General features: G+C 48.5%; 18 protein-coding genes. All 18 read left to right on the forward strand.

From position 1 onward, the window contains the following. The first annotated feature begins 121 nt into the window (after positions 1–121). The 18 genes from ACYJZR_RS04395 to flhA all read left to right on the forward strand — a co-directional run bounded on the left by ACYJZR_RS04395 (position 122) and on the right by flhA (position 18,488). Positions 122–1,153: a sensor histidine kinase gene (locus ACYJZR_RS04395; protein WP_005457625.1), complete on the forward strand. Its 1,032-nt coding sequence runs from the start codon at positions 122–124 to the stop codon at positions 1,151–1,153. 36 nt (positions 1,154–1,189) lie between these two features. Then, positions 1,190–2,599 (forward strand): sigma-54-dependent transcriptional regulator, encoded by a 1,410-nt coding sequence (locus ACYJZR_RS04400; protein ID WP_005457658.1) that lies wholly within the window; start codon positions 1,190–1,192, stop codon positions 2,597–2,599. A 126-nt stretch (positions 2,600–2,725) separates the two neighbouring features. After that, complete coding sequence (gene fliE / locus ACYJZR_RS04405; RefSeq protein WP_005457685.1) at positions 2,726–3,037, forward strand: flagellar hook-basal body complex protein FliE; 312 nt, start codon at positions 2,726–2,728, stop codon at positions 3,035–3,037. A 14-nt stretch (positions 3,038–3,051) separates the two neighbouring features. Next, positions 3,052–4,794: a flagellar basal-body MS-ring/collar protein FliF gene (fliF, locus tag ACYJZR_RS04410; protein ID WP_005457713.1), complete on the forward strand. Its 1,743-nt coding sequence runs from the start codon at positions 3,052–3,054 to the stop codon at positions 4,792–4,794. Beyond that, on the forward strand, positions 4,787–5,842 hold the full coding sequence (gene fliG / locus ACYJZR_RS04415; RefSeq protein ID WP_005457745.1) for a flagellar motor switch protein FliG: 1,056 nt from the start codon (positions 4,787–4,789) through the stop codon (positions 5,840–5,842). Before fliF ends, fliG begins: the two co-directional genes overlap by 8 nt. A 70-nt stretch (positions 5,843–5,912) precedes the next feature. Next, positions 5,913–6,713, forward strand: a complete 801-nt coding sequence (fliH, locus tag ACYJZR_RS04420; protein WP_005457705.1) for a flagellar assembly protein FliH — start codon at positions 5,913–5,915, stop codon at positions 6,711–6,713. A 3-nt stretch (positions 6,714–6,716) separates the two neighbouring features. Then, the gene (gene fliI, locus ACYJZR_RS04425; RefSeq protein WP_005457757.1) at positions 6,717–8,036 is read left to right on the forward strand and encodes a flagellar protein export ATPase FliI; all 1,320 of its coding nucleotides are present in this window, start codon (positions 6,717–6,719) and stop codon (positions 8,034–8,036) included. Between the two features lie 6 nt (positions 8,037–8,042). Further along, entirely contained in the window at positions 8,043–8,486 is a 444-nt protein-coding gene (fliJ, locus tag ACYJZR_RS04430) for a flagellar export protein FliJ (RefSeq protein WP_005457733.1), read from the forward strand. A gap of 174 nt (positions 8,487–8,660) precedes the next feature. After that, positions 8,661–10,592 (forward strand): flagellar hook-length control protein FliK, encoded by a 1,932-nt coding sequence (locus ACYJZR_RS04435; protein WP_406966072.1) that lies wholly within the window; start codon positions 8,661–8,663, stop codon positions 10,590–10,592. Between the two features lie 49 nt (positions 10,593–10,641). Next, on the forward strand, positions 10,642–11,145 hold the full coding sequence (gene fliL, locus ACYJZR_RS04440; protein WP_005457696.1) for a flagellar basal body-associated protein FliL: 504 nt from the start codon (positions 10,642–10,644) through the stop codon (positions 11,143–11,145). Between the two features lie 7 nt (positions 11,146–11,152). Beyond that, the gene (fliM, locus tag ACYJZR_RS04445; RefSeq protein ID WP_005457756.1) at positions 11,153–12,199 is read left to right on the forward strand and encodes a flagellar motor switch protein FliM; all 1,047 of its coding nucleotides are present in this window, start codon (positions 11,153–11,155) and stop codon (positions 12,197–12,199) included. 51 nt (positions 12,200–12,250) lie between these two features. Further along, complete coding sequence (fliN, locus tag ACYJZR_RS04450; protein ID WP_005457660.1) at positions 12,251–12,661, forward strand: flagellar motor switch protein FliN; 411 nt, start codon at positions 12,251–12,253, stop codon at positions 12,659–12,661. A 1-nt stretch (position 12,662) separates the two neighbouring features. Continuing rightward, a complete protein-coding gene (gene fliO / locus ACYJZR_RS04455; RefSeq protein ID WP_005457659.1) occupies positions 12,663–13,076 on the forward strand; it encodes a flagellar biosynthetic protein FliO in 414 nt (137 codons plus the stop codon). Then, a complete protein-coding gene (gene fliP, locus ACYJZR_RS04460) occupies positions 13,063–13,932 on the forward strand; it encodes a flagellar type III secretion system pore protein FliP (protein ID WP_005494365.1) in 870 nt (289 codons plus the stop codon). The genes fliO and fliP overlap by 14 nt, the downstream gene beginning before the upstream one ends. 26 nt (positions 13,933–13,958) lie before the next feature. After that, on the forward strand, positions 13,959–14,228 hold the full coding sequence (fliQ, locus tag ACYJZR_RS04465) for a flagellar biosynthesis protein FliQ (RefSeq protein ID WP_005457784.1): 270 nt from the start codon (positions 13,959–13,961) through the stop codon (positions 14,226–14,228). 8 nt (positions 14,229–14,236) lie between these two features. Continuing rightward, positions 14,237–15,019 (forward strand): flagellar biosynthetic protein FliR, encoded by a 783-nt coding sequence (gene fliR, locus ACYJZR_RS04470; RefSeq protein ID WP_005481059.1) that lies wholly within the window; start codon positions 14,237–14,239, stop codon positions 15,017–15,019. Positions 15,020–15,028: 9 nt separating this feature from the next. Then, on the forward strand, positions 15,029–16,159 hold the full coding sequence (gene flhB, locus ACYJZR_RS04475) for a flagellar biosynthesis protein FlhB (RefSeq protein ID WP_005457645.1): 1,131 nt from the start codon (positions 15,029–15,031) through the stop codon (positions 16,157–16,159). A gap of 229 nt (positions 16,160–16,388) precedes the next feature. After that, the gene (flhA, locus tag ACYJZR_RS04480; RefSeq protein WP_005457662.1) at positions 16,389–18,488 is read left to right on the forward strand and encodes a flagellar biosynthesis protein FlhA; all 2,100 of its coding nucleotides are present in this window, start codon (positions 16,389–16,391) and stop codon (positions 18,486–18,488) included. Positions 18,489–18,495 lie beyond the last annotated feature (7 nt).

Genomic DNA, 18,495 nt, shown 5'->3' on the forward strand with positions numbered 1-18,495 from the left:
TTCTCGGTGTCAACTTATTGTCGATAACATAACGTCATGATAAATATAAAAAATAGCTTGGTACGCTAATTGCTTACCAAGCTATTTTACTTTTTAGTGGCGATATTTCGACAGGCAGTGAATGGACAATAACACCAACCAATCCCATTTAGACTCAGTAGAAAACCAAGTTGAGCGCTATAAGCAGGTATTGGATGTGATGCCCGCTGGGGTTATTTTGCTCGACACGTATGGTGTTGTGCGAGAAGCCAACCCCGAGGCGCACCGAATTCTAGAAATCCCACTGGTTAACGAGAAATGGTTCAACATCATTCAAGCGGCTTTTGATCCGCGTGAAGATGATGGCCACGAAGTGTCACTGCGTAATGGTCGCAAAGTGCGTTTGGCGATTTCTGCCTCCGCGACAGGGCAACTGATCCTCATCACCGACTTAACCGAAACCCGTTTACTGCAAGCTCGTGTGAGTGATCTACAACGTCTTTCTTCATTAGGGCGTATGGTTGCATCGCTAGCGCATCAAGTAAGAACGCCGCTGTCGAGCGCAATGTTGTACGCCTCTAATTTGGGCGCGCCTAATCTTCCGCCAGCGACGAGAGAGCGCTTCCAAAGTAAATTAATGGATCGACTGCACGATTTGGAGAAGCAGGTTAATGATATGCTGCTTTTTGCCAAAGGTGGTGATAATAAAGTCATTAAGCCATTTACGATTGCTCAATTGGTTGCTGAATACCAACCAATGGTCGAAACCGCTCTTAAAAACAACAACATTGATTACTTCCTCGAAGTAGAAGAAGAACAGACCGAACTGCTTGGCAACGCGAATGCTATCGCCTCTGCACTGAGTAACTTGGTGATGAACGCGATTCAAATGTCAGGCAAAGAGTCGCAAATCGACATCTTTTTCCGCCCGGTGAACGGTGAACTGCGCATTTCTGTGCAAGACAGCGGCCCGGGTGTACCACAAGAACTACAGGCCAAAATTATGGAGCCATTTTTTACCACGCGTTCTCAAGGAACCGGGTTAGGGCTGGCTGTCGTTCAAATGGTTTGCCGTGCCCATGACGGCCGATTGGAACTTATTTCAGAGCAGGGTGATGGAGCCTGCTTCACCATGTGCATTCCGCTGGAGCGAGTGCAATCAGAAGCGCAATAAGCGGCTTCTGGTAATGACAATTACTGGAGAATCAGAATGGCGCAAAGCAAAGTGCTGATCGTAGAAGACGACGAAGGTCTTCGTGAAGCCCTCGTGGATACTCTGGCTCTGGCAGGGTATGAATGGTTAGAAGCCGATAGTGCAGAAGACGCATTAGTAAAGCTGAAATCAAATGCGGTTGATATCGTGGTATCTGACGTGCAAATGGCAGGTATGGGTGGCTTAGCGCTGCTGCGTAACATCAAACAAAATTGGCCGAACTTACCAGTGCTGCTAATGACGGCTTACGCCAATATCGAAGATGCCGTTTCTGCAATGAAAGATGGCGCGATTGATTACATGGCGAAACCATTTGCACCAGAAGTGCTGCTTAATATGGTAAGCCGTTATGCTCCTATCAAAAGTGATGACAACGGTGATGCTGTCGTTGCTGATGAAAAGAGTCTGCGCTTACTTGCTTTGGCAGACAAAGTGGCTCGCACTGATGCGAACGTGATGATCTTAGGCCCAAGTGGTTCGGGTAAAGAAGTGATGTCGCGTTACATTCACAAAGCATCAAACCGTAAAGACGGCCCATTCGTTGCGATTAACTGTGCGGCGATTCCTGACAACATGCTGGAAGCGACGCTATTCGGTTACGAAAAAGGTGCATTCACTGGTGCTGTTCAGGCGTGTCCGGGTAAGTTCGAGCAAGCGCAAGGCGGCACAATCTTACTTGATGAAATCAGCGAGATGGACTTAAACCTGCAAGCGAAGTTATTGCGTGTTTTGCAAGAGCGCGAAGTAGAGCGTCTTGGTAGCCGTAAGAGCATCAAGCTAGATGTTCGTGTGCTAGCGACCAGTAACCGTGATCTCAAACAGTATGTGTCGGAAGGTAATTTCCGTGAAGACTTGTACTACCGCCTGAATGTGTTCCCAATCGCATGGCCAGCGCTGAATGAGCGTAAAGGGGACATTGCGCCACTTGCGAAGCATCTTGCCGAGCGTCACTGTAGCAAAATGGGTATGCCTGTTCCTCAGTTCTCGCCAGTTGCAGTGGAAAAACTATTGCAGTACCCATGGCCAGGTAATGTTCGAGAGCTGGATAACGTTGTACAACGCGCGCTGATTTTGAGTGAAAACGGCGATATCGGTGCAGAGCACATCTTGTTAGAAGGTGTGGATTGGCAAGATGCCAACAGCTTGCAATACGTTGTGCAAAGTGCAGAAACATTGGTCCCTGATGTCAAGCCTGTTGCTCAAGCTGAATCCGTCAACCGCGTTAACACTGGCGGCGAGGGGTTGGGTGGCGAGCTGCGCGATCAAGAGTACGCAATCATTCTAGAAACCTTGGTGGAATGTAATGGCCGACGCAAAGAAATGGCAGAGAAATTGGGCATAAGCCCACGTACTCTGCGCTACAAACTTGCCAAAATGCGTGACGCGGGTATAGATATTCCGAGTTAGGTTTCACACGCGTAGCCATAAGACAAAAGTGTGAGTAAACTATACTGCTGGCGTCTTATGGCACATAAATTGCTGTGTCAATATTTAGTTTAAATAGATAGTCAAACTTTTGGCTCAGAGGTGATAATGAAAGTTGATGGTATTCAGGCCGAAATGCGCGCCATGATGGTTGAAGCGACCAACACCACTCCGACAGGAACGGGTGCGAAAGTGGGTGCAGATTTCAATGATCTCCTAACCAAAGCCATCAATAACGTGAACTCACTTCAAAAATCATCTGGCGATCTACAAACGCGTTTTGATCGTGGTGATGCCGATGTTTCCTTATCTGACGTCATGATTGCTCGTAACAAATCCAGTGTTGCTTTTGAAGCCACTGTTCAAATCCGCAATAAGCTCGTTGAGGCCTACAAAGACCTCATGAACATGCCAGTGTAATTTAGGTAATAAGTGTGGCAGACAAGTCTACAGATTTAACCGTCACTGATGGCGGCTCAGATGGCGCACTGGTTTCTAGCTCCGATATGGATGTGGAAAGTCAAAATCCAGATTTAGAAGAGCGCAGTGCATCAAAATTCGATATGGCCGTGGGCGACCTCGATTTGCTTCGACAGGTCGTGCTTGTGCTATCGATCTCTATCTGTGTTGCGTTAATCGTGATGTTGTTCTTCTGGGTAAAAGAACCAGAAATGCGTCCGCTTGGCGCTTACGACACTGAAGAACTGATCCCTGTTCTGGATTACCTTGACCAGCAAAAAATCAATTACAAACTCGATGGTAATACCGTTTCGGTGGAGTCGAGCGAGTACAACTCAATCAAATTAGGCATGGTGCGTTCGGGCGTCAATCAAGCGACCGAAGCGGGTGATGACATTCTGCTGCAAGACATGGGCTTTGGCGTTTCTCAGCGCTTAGAGCAGGAACGTCTTAAGCTCAGCCGTGAGCGTCAGCTAGCTCAAGCCATTGAAGAAATGAAGCAGGTTCGCAAAGCGCGAGTGTTATTGGCGTTGCCGAAACACAGTGTGTTTGTGCGTCATAACCAAGAAGCTTCCGCCTCAGTATTTTTGACGCTATCGACAGGCGCCAACCTCAAGCAGCAAGAAGTGGACTCGATTGTCGATATGGTCGCGAGTGCTGTTCCAGGCATGAAGACATCGCGCATTACCGTCACGGATCAGCATGGACGTTTGTTGAGCTCTGGTTCGCAAGATCCGGCGTCTGCCGCGCGTCGTAAAGAGCAAGAGTTAGAACGCAGCCAAGAACAAGCATTGCGTGAAAAAATCGACTCTGTTCTGTTGCCTATTCTTGGTTTTGGTAACTACACCGCGCAAGTGGATATCCAAATGGATTTCAGTGCGGTTGAGCAAACTCGTAAACGTTTCGACCCAAATACGCCATCGACCCGCAGCGAGTACGCGCTAGAAGATTACAACAACGGCAACATGGTAGCAGGCATTCCGGGTGCGCTTAGTAATCAGCCTCCGGCGGATGCTTCTATTCCGCAAGACGTCGCGCAAATGAAAGACGGCTCGGTAATGGGGCAAGGCTCTGTACGTAAAGAATCGACCCGCAACTTCGAGCTAGACACCACGATTAGCCATGAGCGTAAGCAAACGGGCACCGTGGCGCGCCAAACTGTTTCAGTTGCCATCAAAGACCGTCGCCAAGTTAATCCAGATACAGGTGAAGTGACTTACACACCAATGTCGGAAGGTGAAATCAACGCGATTCGTCAGGTGTTGATTGGCACCGTCGGCTTTGATCAATCTCGTGGTGATTTACTTAACGTATTGAGCGTCAAGTTTGCCGAGCCAGAAACCGAGCAGCTTGTTGACCAACCGATTTGGGAACACCCGAACTTCAACGATTGGGTTCGTTGGTTCGCCAGCGCTTTAGTTATCATCGTGGTTGTGCTTGTACTGGTTCGCCCTGCAATGAAGAAACTGCTTAACCCAGCTGGTGATGACGACGATGAAATGTACGGCCCAGACGGCTTGCCAATTGGTGCCGATGGCGAAACCAGCCTAATTGGTAGCGACATTGAAAGCAGTGAGCTGTTTGAATTTGGTTCAAGTATCGATCTGCCTAACCTTCATAAAGATGAAGACGTACTGAAAGCGGTTCGTGCACTTGTAGCGAACGAACCAGAGCTAGCGGCTCAAGTTGTGAAAAACTGGATGAACGAAAATGGCTAACGATATCGTACCTCAAGATGAAAACGGCGCAGGCATGCCAGTTGAGTTTGATGCCTCCACCATTACTGGTGAAGAGAAAGCGGCCATTTTGTTATTAAGTCTGAATGAGCAAGATGCGGCTGGCATCATCCGTCATTTAGAACCGAAGCAAGTACAGCGCGTTGGTAGTGCAATGGCGCGTGCTAAAGATTTAAGCCAAGAGAAAGTATCGGCGGTGCACCGTACGTTTTTGGAAGATATCCAGAAATACACCAACATTGGTATGGGCAGCGAAGACTTTATGCGTAATGCCTTGGTGGCCGCGCTGGGTGAAGACAAAGCGAACAACTTGGTTGATCAAATTCTGCTGGGTACCGGTTCGAAAGGTCTGGATTCATTGAAATGGATGGACCCACGCCAAGTGGCAAGCATTATTGTCAACGAACACCCGCAAATTCAAACCATCGTATTGTCGTACTTGGAAGCGGATCAATCGGCGGAAATTCTTTCTCAGTTCCCAGAGCGTGTGCGTTTGGATCTGATGATGCGTATTGCCAACCTTGAAGAGGTTCAGCCATCAGCATTGGCAGAGCTAAACGAGATCATGGAGAAGCAGTTCGCGGGTCAAGCGGGTGCACAAGCAGCCAAAATTGGCGGCCTGAAGGCAGCAGCCGAGATCATGAACTACCTAGACAACAACGTCGAAGGTATCTTGATGGAACAAATCCGCGACCAAGACGAAGACATGGCGACGCAAATCCAAGATCTTATGTTCGTCTTCGAGAACTTGGTCGAAGTGGACGACCAAGGTATTCAGAAATTGCTGCGTGATGTACCGCAAGACGTTCTACAAAAAGCACTCAAAGGTGCCGATGATTCTCTACGTGAGAAAGTCTTCAAGAACATGTCTAAGCGTGCCGCTGAGATGATGCGTGACGACATCGAAGCGATGCCACCAGTGCGTGTGGCAGACGTAGAAGCGGCGCAGAAAGAAATCCTGGCGATTGCTCGTCGTATGGCCGACGCTGGTGAAATCATGCTTTCTGGCGGCGCAGACGAGTTCTTATAATCTCTATAGCCCTGCGACCTTCTTGTCGCGGGGCACCTTCACTTCAAATCTAATACACAGTAGGTAACCCATGGCTGGCGATAGAAAACGTGGATTTATCCGTCCTGATGAAGATGATGCGCTGATCGAACCGCAACGTTGGGGTTTACCCGACTATGGCGATTCAAAGGAAAAAAAAGCCAAACAGACTGCGTTTAACTACGATCCTAGCTGGGTGCCAAACTTTGACGAGCCAGAAGAAGAACAAGCTCTTGAACTGACAGAAGAACAGATCGAACTGATCAAGCAAGGCGCTTATCAAGAAGGTTTGTACCAAGGTCAAGAAGCTGGCTTTAAGCAAGGGTACGACAAAGGCAAAGAAGAAGGCTTGCAAGCAGGCCATGCCGAGGGTTTAGAGCTGGGTAAAGCAGAAGGCGTTTCTGCTGGCCAAGAGTTTATTCAACAGCAGGTTGAAGTGTTTATGAATCTCGCCAACCAGTTTGCTCAACCTTTGGAGCTGATGAATGCTCAGGTAGAGAAGCAACTGGTGGACATGGTGCTGTGCTTAGTCAAAGAAGTGGTGCATGTCGAGGTTCAAACCAATCCACAAATTATTCTCGATACGGTTAAGCAGTCGGTAGAAGCGCTGCCGATTTCTGGCCATCCAATCACATTGCATCTCAACCCTGAAGATGTTGCCATCATTCGCTCTGCGTATGGTGAAGAAGATTTAGATTGCCGTAACTGGACACTGGTTTCTGAGCCATCACTTAATCGTGGCGATGTGCAAATCGAAGCAGGCGAATCGAGCATTAACTACCGCATGGAAGAGCGCATCAAGAGTGTGCTGCACAGCTTTTGTGGCGCGAACCGTCACCAAGAGGGTGAGTAATCCATGCAAGCTTTGGCCGATCGTCTCAAAAACTACAAAGTCGAAGGCTTAACCACGCGCCCGGTCGCTTCTGGCAAATTAGTGCGCGTTGTTGGTTTGACCTTAGAAGCAACGGGCTGTCGTGCGCCGATCGGCAGTCTATGTTTGGTTGAAACCATGTCTGGTCACATGGAAGCCGAAGTAGTTGGGTTTTCTGGTGACAACTTGTATTTGATGCCGAGTGAGCAAATCACCGGTATTTTGCCCGGTGCAAAAGTGACGCCACTTACCAGCGAAGCAGGTTTGCCTGTCGGTATGGAGCTGCTTGGCCGCGTTATTGATGGCGTGGGTAATCCGCTGGATGGACTTGGCCCGATTTACACTGAGCACCGTGCGTCATTTAATGCGGAACCCATCAACCCACTGGCACGAAAACCGATATCTGAACCACTCGATGTTGGCTTAAAAGCGATCAACGGTTTGTTGACGGTAGGCAAAGGCCAGCGTATTGGCTTGTTTGCGGGTTCTGGTGTGGGTAAATCGGTCACGCTAGGCATGATGACACGAGGCACTACGGCGCAAGTGGTGGTGGTAGGTCTGATTGGTGAACGTGGACGCGAAGTTAAAGAATTTATTGAAGAGATTTTAGGCGAAGACGGACGTCGTCGCTCAGTTGTGGTGGCTGCACCAGCTGATGCATCTCCGTTGATGCGTTTGAAGGGGTGTCAAACGGCACTTACGATTGCCGAGTACTTCCGCGACCAAGGTTTGGATGTGCTGTTGCTGATGGATTCACTGACCCGTTTTGCTCAAGCGCAGCGTGAGATTGCCTTGTCGGTTGGTGAACCGCCAGCCACCAAAGGTTATCCGCCTTCGGTATTTGCCAAGCTGCCTGCGCTGGTGGAACGTGCGGGTAATGGCAGCCCAGAGCAAGGCTCGATCACCGCTTTCTTTACCGTTTTAACTGAAGGTGACGATCTGCAAGACCCGATCGCCGATGCGTCTCGTGCCATTCTCGATGGTCACATTGTTTTGTCGCGTGAAATGGCAGACGCGGGTCATTACCCTGCGATTGACGTCGAGAAATCGGTCAGCCGTGTGATGCCTCAGATCACCACCGAAGAACATGTGTTGATGTCGAAGGCGGTACGTCAGGTCTTGTCTATTTGTCGCAAAAATCAAGATTTGGTGTCGATTGGTGCGTACAAGCCGGGCACCGATCCGGCTATCGATGGCGCATTTACATTAAAGCCGAAGCTAGACGAATACTTGCAGCAGCGTATGAAAGAATCGGTGCCATACGACATGTGCGTCAATATGCTCAGAAATATTTTGGGTGGGTAATAGCGTATGAATAATGCTATGGAATTCCTACTTGAGCAGACCAAAGAGCGCGAAGACCAAGCCGTACTTGCGCTGAACAAAGCGCGCTCTGAGCTTGAAGACTATTACCGTCAGGTTGAGCAAATCGAAAAATATCGTCTCGATTACTGCCAGCAGTTGGTAGATCGTGGCCAAGCGGGTTTAACCGCCAGCCAATACGGGCATCTCAACCGATTCTTATGTCAGCTTGACGAGACACTATCAAAGCAAAAGCAAGCAGAGCATCACTTCAAAGAACAAGTCGAAAACTGCAAAGACTACTGGCTCAAGATGCGCCAAGAACGCATGTCTTACGAGTGGATGATCGAAAAGAAAGCGAAAGAAAAGCAAATCGCGGAAGCCAAACGTGAGCAAAAGCAAATGGATGAGTTTTCCACGCTGTTGTTTAGCCGTAAGGCCAAGCCGTTCTAATTTTTGTTGAAGTTGATCTCGCTTCCACTCTTTTCGTGTGCGTTGTTCGTCAGGAAAATAGCCTTATGCGTTGGCGTGATTTTTGCAAATTCATGGTTTAATTATCTAATTTTGCCTCTGATGGGCAATCTGGTCACGCCATAAAAAGGCGTAGCTAAAAACGAGAAAGTTTTTATGAATGTGAATTTGTCTAATGTTTCTGCGACTAGCAAGACCTCGGTTTCTGAGTCTTCCGCAAAAGCACCTACAGAAAGCTCTGAAAGCAAAGGTTTTTTTGAAACCTTAGCGGGAGTTTTTACAGGTTCACAAAAAGCAGAAAAAGCGGTCACTCACACAGCAAGTACAGATGCAAAGACCGACGTTAACGCCACAGAAGGTGAAACGGTCGAGAAGAATGGCGAGAGCCAAGAATCAGTCGCGAACCGTGAGAGTGTCGACGGAAAAGCGGCTGATGCATTGCTAGAGCATGAAGGCGCAAAAGCCGTTACTGACGAATCAGAGCAAACTTCGGAATCACTTCAAGAAGAAGGTAAAGCCCCCGTCGTAGCGAAGCAAGCTTTGTCGCCAATGGAGTCAGAGGCTCTGTTGGATTCAAAACAAAGCGCTCAGAACACAGACTCGCAAGATAAGATAGCGGTGGCCAGTGCGATGGGAGAAGGTCAGCAACTACTCGGTCGGATTGAACAAGCGAATCAAGCATTGCAAACCAATGATGCTTTTGTTGATAGCGGCAAGGGTTTGCCTCTACAGACGACGCAAGCAACCTCTTTCTCTGCTCCAGTGTCGAAACTGGTCGAAACAGATGACGCAAAAGCGCTAGCAGCGTTGCAATCGACGCCTTCTGTTGAGCAAGTGAATTTGGCGGCCGAGCAGCAACTGGAACCAATCTTAGATGCCAATGGAAAGCCGATTGATATTGAGAAGCTACAATCTCAATCAACTGAATGGCAAAACCTGACTGCACCTCCTGTAATGGATGCTTCAGCAATGCAACAAGCTCAGGCGAACACCTTAGGTGCATTGGATGGTTCGGTGTCACTTGACCCTGCGACGGTCGGCTTTGAAGGTAAGGCGGTTCAGCTGGTTTCAATTGATGAGCTGGAAGTCATCGATACCAAGTTGGCGCAAGGCAAACCTCTGAGCGAACAAGAAATCGATGTCATTGAAGGTTTGAGAACGGGTGACGTCGTCGCGGATATTCCTGAGCAAGAGCTAGCCCAGTTGGTTGCGCTGCCAACGGACGTGAAAGCCATTCTTGCGGAACAAAATACAACGCAGCATAACAATGTACGAAACGGCAGCGAACGAACAGCCGCTGCAGTCGCGATGGGGCAACAAGCACAATACGTGAACGCGCAAGAGATGAAGCACGTCGCTGCGCAAGCGCCAATGGCTCAACATGCCGATAAACTTGCGTCCGCACCAATGCCGGATGCGCTGGTGGCGAATAATTTCAACCCAGCAGTTCAAATGACTGCTAATGGGGAAGTGAGCCACAAAGCGATCAATGCCGCGTTAAGTGCAGGTGCGTTGAAAGCTACGGCGAGCCAGCAAGATAAGCCAGAGTCGCAATACGGATTAGCAGGACAGCTGCAAGCGGCAGCAGGTCAACAAGGCGTAACAGCCCAACAGCAAACCCGAACGGAAGCTGCTCAGCAAGCACAACTGCCTCTGCAATTAACAAAAGAGCTCGCTAATGAGCAAGTGGCGGAAAAAGTACAAATGATGATGTCGAAGAACTTGAAGAACCTCGACATCCGACTTGACCCACCAGAGCTTGGCCGTATGCAAATTCGCATGACGATGAACAACGATTTGGCCAACGTGCATTTTACGGTTACCAACCCACAAGCGCGTGACATTATTGAACAAACGTTGCCTCGTCTACGTGAAATGTTGGCTCAACAAGGGATGCAACTGGCGGATTCCTCGGTTCAGCAGCAAAGCAGTGGACAACAGCAAAGTGGTTACGCAGCGGCTGAACAAAATGGCCAAGGCACGTCTGGACGCGGTTTTTCTGGCCAGTCAGACGAAAACTTTGATGCCGACGTGAATCTTGATTTGAATGTGGTTTCAAAGCGTGATGGAATTAGTTTTTACGCCTAATGTCGTAACCTCAACCATCTTGAACAAGAACAAATAATTAGAGAAAACAATGGCAGAAGAACAGCTACAAGGTGCCGATGCACCAAAAGGTAAAAGCAAGCTACTGATCATCATTATTGCAGTCGTGGTTCTGCTCGGTGGTGGTGGCGCGGCGGCGTTCTTTTTAATGGGATCGGATGATTCGGCTCAAGCCGCAGAGGCAGAGTCACAGCAAACACAGGCCGCAGCGGCTAACCCAATTGCGTACGTGAATCTTCCGCAACCGTTCATTTTTAACGTGACGGGTGACCGTCGCGATCGACTGGTGCAAATCAAAGCGCAGCTTATGGTACGTGGCTCTGAGAATGAGCAGTTGGCGCGTTACCATTCTCCGTTGGTTGAGAGCTCTTTGTTATCAACATTTGCATCGGCAACGGTAGAGCAGCTTCGTTCTCCAACGGGTCGAGTGGAACTGCGAGACCGAGCTTCCGAAGATATTAAAGCAGCTTTAAATGCTGCGGTCGGCAAGCCAGTGATTGAAAAAGTACTGTTTACAGATTTTGTTATTCAATAGGTAAAACGTGACCGATCTATTAAGCCAAGACGAAATTGATGCGCTACTGCACGGGGTTGATGATGTTGATGACATTGATGAGCCCTTAGATAACGACACGGAAGGTGCCGTCAGTTTCGATTTCTCGTCTCAAGACAGGATTGTCCGTGGTCGAATGCCAACGCTCGAACTGATTAACGAGCGTTTTGCACGACACATGCGGATCAGTCTGTTTAACATGCTGCGCAAAACGGCCGAAGTGTCGATCAACGGCGTACAGATGATGAAGTTTGGCGAGTACCAAAATACGTTGTACGTGCCAACCAGTTTGAACATGGTTCGCTTCCGTCCTCTTAAAGGTACGGCATTGATTACCATGGAAGCGCGTCTTGTCTTCATTCTGGTAGAAAACTTCTTTGGTGGCGATGGCCGCTTCCACGCCAAAATCGAAGGCCGTGAATTTACGCCAACTGAGCGTCGCATTATCCAGCTACTGCTGAAAATCGTATTTGAAGACTACAAAGAAGCGTGGTCGCCAGTCATGGGTGTCGAGTTTGAATACCTCGATTCTGAAGTAAACCCAAGCATGGCAAACATCGTGAGCCCAACCGAAGTGATTGTCGTGAGCTCATTCCATATTGAAGTGGATGGCGGTGGCGGTGACTTCCATGTCGTAATGCCGTATTCCATGGTCGAGCCAATCCGCGAGTTGCTCGATGCTGGTGTTCAGTCGGACAAGATGGAAACCGACGTACGTTGGAGTTCAGCGCTGCGCGAAGAGATCATGGACTGTCCGGTAAACTTCCGAGTGAACTTGCTGGAAAAAGACATATCGTTGCGCGATTTGATGGAGCTGCAACCAGGCGACATTATTCCGATTGAAATGCCTGAGCACGCAACCATGTTCATCGAAGATTTACCGACTTACCGCGTAAAAATGGGTCGCTCTGAAGACAAGCTTGCAGTGCAAGTCTCTCAAGAGATTGAACGACCACACGTAGTGAAAACTGATTTAGCCTTCTTGGGCAAAGACATCATGTCTGAGCTTGAGAATGACGATGATAGAGATGATTAAGACTCCTTACTCGTTGATTTGATTGAGTAAGGCTTAACACAGGATAGAAAAATGGAACCAAGTGACGATCAAAAGCTAGCAGACGAATGGGCAGCCGCTCTTGGCGAAGACCCGTCTGCACCTTCTATTGATGTAGATGAAGTATTGGCAGCGCCACTGGAAGAGCTGAAAGATACTTCTCGACCAATTACCGACGATGAACGTCGTAAACTCGATACCATCATGGACATTCCCGTTACCATCTCGATGGAAGTGGGACGTTCGCAAATCAGCATTCGTAACCTATTACAATTGAACCAAGGTTCGGTCGTAGAGCTAGACCGCCTAGCGGGTGAATCGCTTGATGTATTGGTTAACGGTACGTTGATTGCGCACGGCGAAGTCGTGGTAGTGAACGACAAGTTTGGTATCCGTTTGACTGATGTGATCAGCCAAACTGAACGCATCAAAAAGCTGCGTTAATATGACAAGTTCAATCACAAAGAGATTGAAGCAAATCACAGGAGCACTCGGTTTAATGCTGAGTGCTCCTTATGCATTTGCGGCTGCACCAAGTAATCTCGATTTAGCGACCACCTTGGGTTCACTTGTGCTGGTTATTGGTGTCATTTTGCTGTTGGCATGGTTGCTTAAACGCATGCAAGTGCCGGCGTTAGGGCAGCAAAAAGGTTTACGCATCGTGAGCCAATTACCTGTCGGCACCAAAGAGCGAATCGCTGTGGTTCAGGTTGGAGAAGAGCAGTTTTTGGTGGGCATCACCAGTCAATCGATCCAAACCTTAGCCAAGCTAGAAAAGCCATTGAAAGAGGAAGAGTTGGCGACCAATGCTTTTGCCAGTCAGTTCAGCCAACTGATCAAGAAAAATGACAAAGGGTAATCCAATCCGTCTGCTTTTTAGCACTTTGGTGCTACTGGTTGGCGTGCTGTTTTCTTCATTTTCGTTTGCTGAGGCAGAGGAATCACCGCTGCCTGCGAATTTAGCAGAAGGGAGCAGTGTGACGGTTCAGGCCATGCAAAGCGATACCGGAGCCAGTCGCTCTATGTCGGTTGGCAACGGTGCTGGTATTCCAGCTTTCACCATGACCACCAATCCGGATGGCAGTGAAGACTATTCTGTTACGTTGCAAATTCTCGCCTTAATGACCATGCTGGGCTTCTTGCCAGCAATGGTGATTTTGATGACGTCTTTCACCCGAATTGTGGTGGTAATGTCGATTCTGCGTCAGGCGATGGGCTTACAACAAACACCATCGAATCAGGTGATCATTGGCATCGCGCTTTTCTTGACCTTCTTTGTCATGTCTCCTGTGCTCAACGAAATCAATGACACGGCTATCCAGCCATACCTCAACGAACAAGTGACAGCGCGCGAAGCATTCGATGCAGCGCAAGTGCCGATGAAGGCCTTCATGCTTAAGCAAACGCGCATTAAGGATTTGGAAACCTTCGTAAATATGTCGGGCGAGCAAGTAACCAATCCAGAAGATGTGTCGATGGCGGTGTTGATTCCCGCTTTTATCACCTCGGAGCTGAAAACGGCGTTCCAAATCGGTTTTATGTTGTTTCTGCCGTTCTTGATCATCGACTTGGTGGTGGCATCGGTTTTGATGGCCATGGGTATGATGATGCTATCGCCAATGATTGTATCGCTACCGTTTAAGTTGATGCTGTTTGTGTTGGTGGATGGTTGGAACTTGATATTGTCGACCTTAGCCGGCAGTTTCGCCCTTTAGATTGGCACAGAGAAAAGAGGTAAGACATGACTCCTGAAATGTTTGTCGAGCTTTTCCGTGAAGCACTGTGGATGGTGTTGATCATGGTCTGTGCCATTATTATCCCCAGTTTGCTCATCGGTTTGGTCGTGGCGATTTTTCAAGCCGCGACGTCAATTAACGAACAGACGTTAAGCTTCTTACCTCGTTTGATCGTGACTTTGTTAGCTTTGATGCTGTTTGGTCACTGGATGACCCAAATGCTGATGGAATATTTCTTCGGCTTGATTGAGCGCTTGCCTCAGGTTCTGTACTAGAGGCTGGTATGGAGTATCCCACTCAAATCATCTTAGACTGGATAGCCAATTATTTTTGGCCGTACGTTCGTATCTCGTCGATGTTGATGGTAATGACCGTTACTGGCGCTCGCTTTGTTTCTCCTCGTATTCGTTTGTATCTCGGCCTTGCGATTACTTTTGCCGTGATGCCCGCTATTCCTGCCGTTCCGCAAGACATTCAACTGCTCTCATTTCGTGGTTTTATGACCATCGCAGAGCAGATGATCATTGGCGTCGCGATGGGCATGGTGACGCAATTTATGATCCAAACGTTTGTGTTGCTCGGGCAAATCCTTGGTATGCAATCGAGCTTGGGTTTTGCGTCGATGGTCGATCCTGCCAATGGTCAGAACACGCCATTGCTTGGTCAATTATTCATGTTCTTGACCACCATGTTTTTCCTCGCAACCGATGGTCACTTAAAAATGCTGCAACTAGTGGTGTTCAGCTTTAAAACCCTACCGATAGGGTCGGGCACGCTTACCGCGGTGGATTTTCGTGATATGGCGGGTTGGCTTGGCATTATGTTCAAAACTGCTCTGAGTATGTCGCTATCAGGCATCATCGCGCTGCTTACTATCAACTTGTCGTTTGGTGTAATGACGCGTGCCGCGCCTCAGCTGAACATTTTCTCGCTCGGCTTTGCGTTTGCATTGATGGTGGGTCTATTGATTTGCTGGTACATCTTGGCTGGTCTATACAGTCATTATGAATTGTATTGGGCATTGGGTGAGGAGCAGATTTGTAGCCTCATTCGCTTGGATTGTTAGGAGGCTGGTTTGGCAGAGTCAGACGGTCAGGAACGCACCGAAGAAGCCACGCCCCGACGGTTACAACAAGCCAGAGAGAAGGGGCAGGTCGCACGCTCAAAAGAGCTCGCATCGGCGTCAGTGCTGATTGTGGGGGCTATCGCTCTGATGTGGTTTGGCGAGTCACTCGCACGTTCGCTGTTTTCCATTATGAGTCGTTTGTTCGACCTCAAACGTGACGAAATCTTCGATACTACAAAGCTGTTTGATATCGCATTAGGCGCAATGACAGATTTGCTTTTTCCACTGTTTCTCATCCTTATCACGTTGTTTGTGGCGGCGACGATTGGTGCAGCAGGGGTTGGGGGCATTAGCTTTTCTGCCGAAGCGGCAATGCCGAAGCTGTCCAAAATGAACCCTCTGAGCGGTTTAAAACGCATGGTGGGCATGCAAAGTTGGGTTGAACTGATCAAATCGATCTTGAAAGTGGTGTTGGTGACAGGTGTTGCCATGTATTTGATCCAAGCATCGCAAGCAGATTTGATCCAACTTAGTATGGATGTTTATCCGCAGAATATTTTCCACGCGCTGGATATTTTGCTCAACTTCATCTTGTTGATCAGCTGCTCGTTATTGATTGTTGTGGCCATCGATATACCGTTCCAGATTTGGCAGCACGCTGATCAGTTGAAGATGACCAAGCAAGAAGTGAAAGACGAATACAAAGAAACCGAAGGTAAGCCAGAGGTGAAAGGTCGTATTCGTATGCTGCAAAGGGAAGCGGCACAACGCCGGATGATGGCCGATGTGCCTCAAGCTGACGTTATTGTCACCAACCCGGAGCACTATTCAGTGGCGCTGCGTTATAAGCAGAAAACCGATCGTGCGCCAGTCGTGATAGCGAAAGGTACGGATCATATGGCGATGAAAATTCGAGAAGTGGCACGCGAGCACGACATTACGATTGTGCCTGCTCCACCACTTGCACGTGCGCTTTACCATACCACTGAGTTGGAGCAAGAAATTCCTGACGGTCTGTTTACCGCGGTCGCGCAAGTGCTGGCGTTTGTGTTCCAGTTAAAACAGTACCGAAAACGTGGTGGTCAGCGACCGAAAATTCAAGATTATGACTTGCCAATCCCGCCGGAACATCGTCATTAATCGTGCAACAAGCGAAATTAAGAAAAATATAAAACAATCAATGGATTGTGCTGTTATTTAGCTTTGAGTCATTATTTTGGCGTTGATTTTGGTACATAGATTGCTTAAGTCGACTAATTATCAACTATACCTAAACTTTTAGGCGAAAGTGGTCGCGTATAAACATTAGACATACGTATTAAAGTGCGTATTCGCGTGACGCTTCAATTCGATTGAGATACCTCGCAGTATGAAGTTAAGCCTGCCGTTTGCAGATAAATTGCCACGAATTCGTCAGCGTGAGATGCCAGCTATTGGCGCGCCTGTCATGGTTTTGGCCACCCTTGCGATGGTGGTATTACCGATACCCGCGTTCCTACTGGATATGTTCTTCACCTTTAACATCGCCTTAGCCATGGTGGTGTTGTTGGTGACGGTATATACACGCCGTCCGTTAGATTTCGCCGCGTTCCCAACGGTGCTGCTGATCGCGACGTTGTTGCGTTTGGCGCTGAACGTTGCGTCCACCCGTGTCGTGTTACTTCACGGCCATGAAGGGGGCAATGCGGCAGGTAACGTTATCGAGGCGTTTGGTAACGTTGTAATTGGCGGTAACTACGCAGTCGGTTTAGTCGTCTTCCTCATCTTGATGATCATTAACTTTATGGTTGTGACCAAAGGTGCGGGGCGTATTTCTGAGGTGAGCGCTCGTTTCACCCTTGATGCGTTGCCTGGTAAACAGATGGCGATTGATGCGGACTTAAACGCAGGCCTTATCGACCAAGAGCAAGCGCGCGTGCGTCGTTTTGAAGTGACCAAAGAGGCAGATTTCTACGGCTCAATGGATGGTGCGTCTAAGTTTGTAAAAGGCGATGCGATAGCCGGTATTTTGATTCTGTTTATCAACATCATCGGCGGTCTGTCGATTGGTATGGCGCAGTACGGGTTAGGCTTTGGTGAAGCGATCCAAATCTATACCTTGCTAACGATCGGTGATGGTTTGGTTGCTCAAATTCCATCGCTATTGCTGTCAATTGCAGCGGCGATGATGGTAACGCGCCAAAACACCGATGAAGACATGGGCGAGCAGTTGGTTTTCCAAATGTTCGACAATCCGAAAGCGTTGATGATCACGGCGGCAATTTTGGGCGTGATGGGTATCGTACCGGGCATGCCGCATTTTGCTTTCTTAACGTTGGCCGTTGCTGCTGGCGCGGGTGCTTACTTAATTGACAAGCGTCAGAAGCAAAAAGCAAAAGAACCAGCATTACCTGCGAAAGCAGAAGATGGCAGCGAGCCGATTTCTCAACGTGAGTTGTCGTGGGATGACGTTCAACCTGTTGATATTATTGGTTTAGAAGTGGGGTATCGATTAATCCCGCTGGTGGATCGTGACCAAGGCGGAGAGTTATTAGAGCGCGTGAAAGGCGTTCGTAAAAAGCTCTCACAAGATTTTGGTTTCTTGATCCCAGCTGTACACATTCGCGACAACCTTGAGCTGACGCCAAACAGCTACAGAATTACCCTGATGGGCGTTGCGGTGGGTGAAGCGGAAATTCGCCCAGACCAAGAATTGGCGATTAACCCTGGTCAGGTTTACGGCATGATTGATGGCGAACCGACCATGGACCCGGCATTCGGCCTAGAAGCCGTGTGGATTCGTGAAGAGCAGCGCGAGCACGCTCAGGCTCTCGGTTATACCGTGGTGGATTCATCGACGGTATTGGCAACGCATCTAAGTCAGTTATTAACCAACAACGCATCGCAGTTGATTGGTCATGAAGAAGTACAGAATTTATTGGAGATGCTAGGCCGAAGTGCACCGAAATTGGTGGAGAACTTCGTACCGGATCAACTCCCATTAGGTGTGGTGGTGAAAGTGTTGCAGAACTTGTTGAATGAAGCCATTCCTATTCGCGACATTCGTACTATCGTACAAACCTTGGCTGAGTACTCAAGTAAGAGTCAAGAACCTGACATATTAACAGCGGCGGTTCGAATCAGTCTGAAACGCCTAATTGTTCAGGAAATCAATGGTATAGAGCCAGAACTGCCTGTGATTACCCTGATTCCTGAGCTGGAACAAATATTGCATCAAACTATGCAAGCCTCGGGAGGCGAATCTGCTGGCATTGAGCCAGGACTCGCTGAACGTTTGCAGTCTTCACTAAGCCATGCAACGCAAGAGCAAGAGTTGAAGGGCGAACCTGCCGTTCTACTTACGTCTGGCGTGTTGCGATCCACACTGGCTAAGTTTGTGAAGAACACAATACCTAATCTCCGGGTACTGTCTTATCAAGAAATACCGGATGAAAAACAGATCAGAATTGTGCAAGCCGTGGGTAATTAATCTCACG

Source organism: Vibrio sp. RC2502, assembly GCF_054850435.1.

What these genes read in the sequence shown, in the direction of transcription:
- fliR (WP_005481059.1), top strand. Translation starts at nt 14,237, where the DNA reads ATGGAGTATCCCACTCAAATCATCTTAGACTGGATAGCCAATTATTTT.
- flhA (WP_005457662.1), top strand. Translation starts at nt 16,389, where the DNA reads ATGAAGTTAAGCCTGCCGTTTGCAGATAAATTGCCACGAATTCGTCAG.
- fliJ (WP_005457733.1), top strand. Translation starts at nt 8,043, where the DNA reads ATGAATAATGCTATGGAATTCCTACTTGAGCAGACCAAAGAGCGCGAA.
- fliP (WP_005494365.1), top strand. Translation starts at nt 13,063, where the DNA reads ATGACAAAGGGTAATCCAATCCGTCTGCTTTTTAGCACTTTGGTGCTA.
- fliQ (WP_005457784.1), top strand. Translation starts at nt 13,959, where the DNA reads ATGACTCCTGAAATGTTTGTCGAGCTTTTCCGTGAAGCACTGTGGATG.
- fliN (WP_005457660.1), top strand. Translation starts at nt 12,251, where the DNA reads ATGGAACCAAGTGACGATCAAAAGCTAGCAGACGAATGGGCAGCCGCT.
- fliO (WP_005457659.1), top strand. Translation starts at nt 12,663, where the DNA reads ATGACAAGTTCAATCACAAAGAGATTGAAGCAAATCACAGGAGCACTC.
- fliH (WP_005457705.1), top strand. Translation starts at nt 5,913, where the DNA reads ATGGCTGGCGATAGAAAACGTGGATTTATCCGTCCTGATGAAGATGAT.
- fliG (WP_005457745.1), top strand. Translation starts at nt 4,787, where the DNA reads ATGGCTAACGATATCGTACCTCAAGATGAAAACGGCGCAGGCATGCCA.
- ACYJZR_RS04400 (WP_005457658.1), top strand. Translation starts at nt 1,190, where the DNA reads ATGGCGCAAAGCAAAGTGCTGATCGTAGAAGACGACGAAGGTCTTCGT.
- fliI (WP_005457757.1), top strand. Translation starts at nt 6,717, where the DNA reads ATGCAAGCTTTGGCCGATCGTCTCAAAAACTACAAAGTCGAAGGCTTA.
- fliE (WP_005457685.1), top strand. Translation starts at nt 2,726, where the DNA reads ATGAAAGTTGATGGTATTCAGGCCGAAATGCGCGCCATGATGGTTGAA.
- fliL (WP_005457696.1), top strand. Translation starts at nt 10,642, where the DNA reads ATGGCAGAAGAACAGCTACAAGGTGCCGATGCACCAAAAGGTAAAAGC.
- ACYJZR_RS04435 (WP_406966072.1), top strand. Translation starts at nt 8,661, where the DNA reads ATGAATGTGAATTTGTCTAATGTTTCTGCGACTAGCAAGACCTCGGTT.
- ACYJZR_RS04395 (WP_005457625.1), top strand. Translation starts at nt 122, where the DNA reads ATGGACAATAACACCAACCAATCCCATTTAGACTCAGTAGAAAACCAA.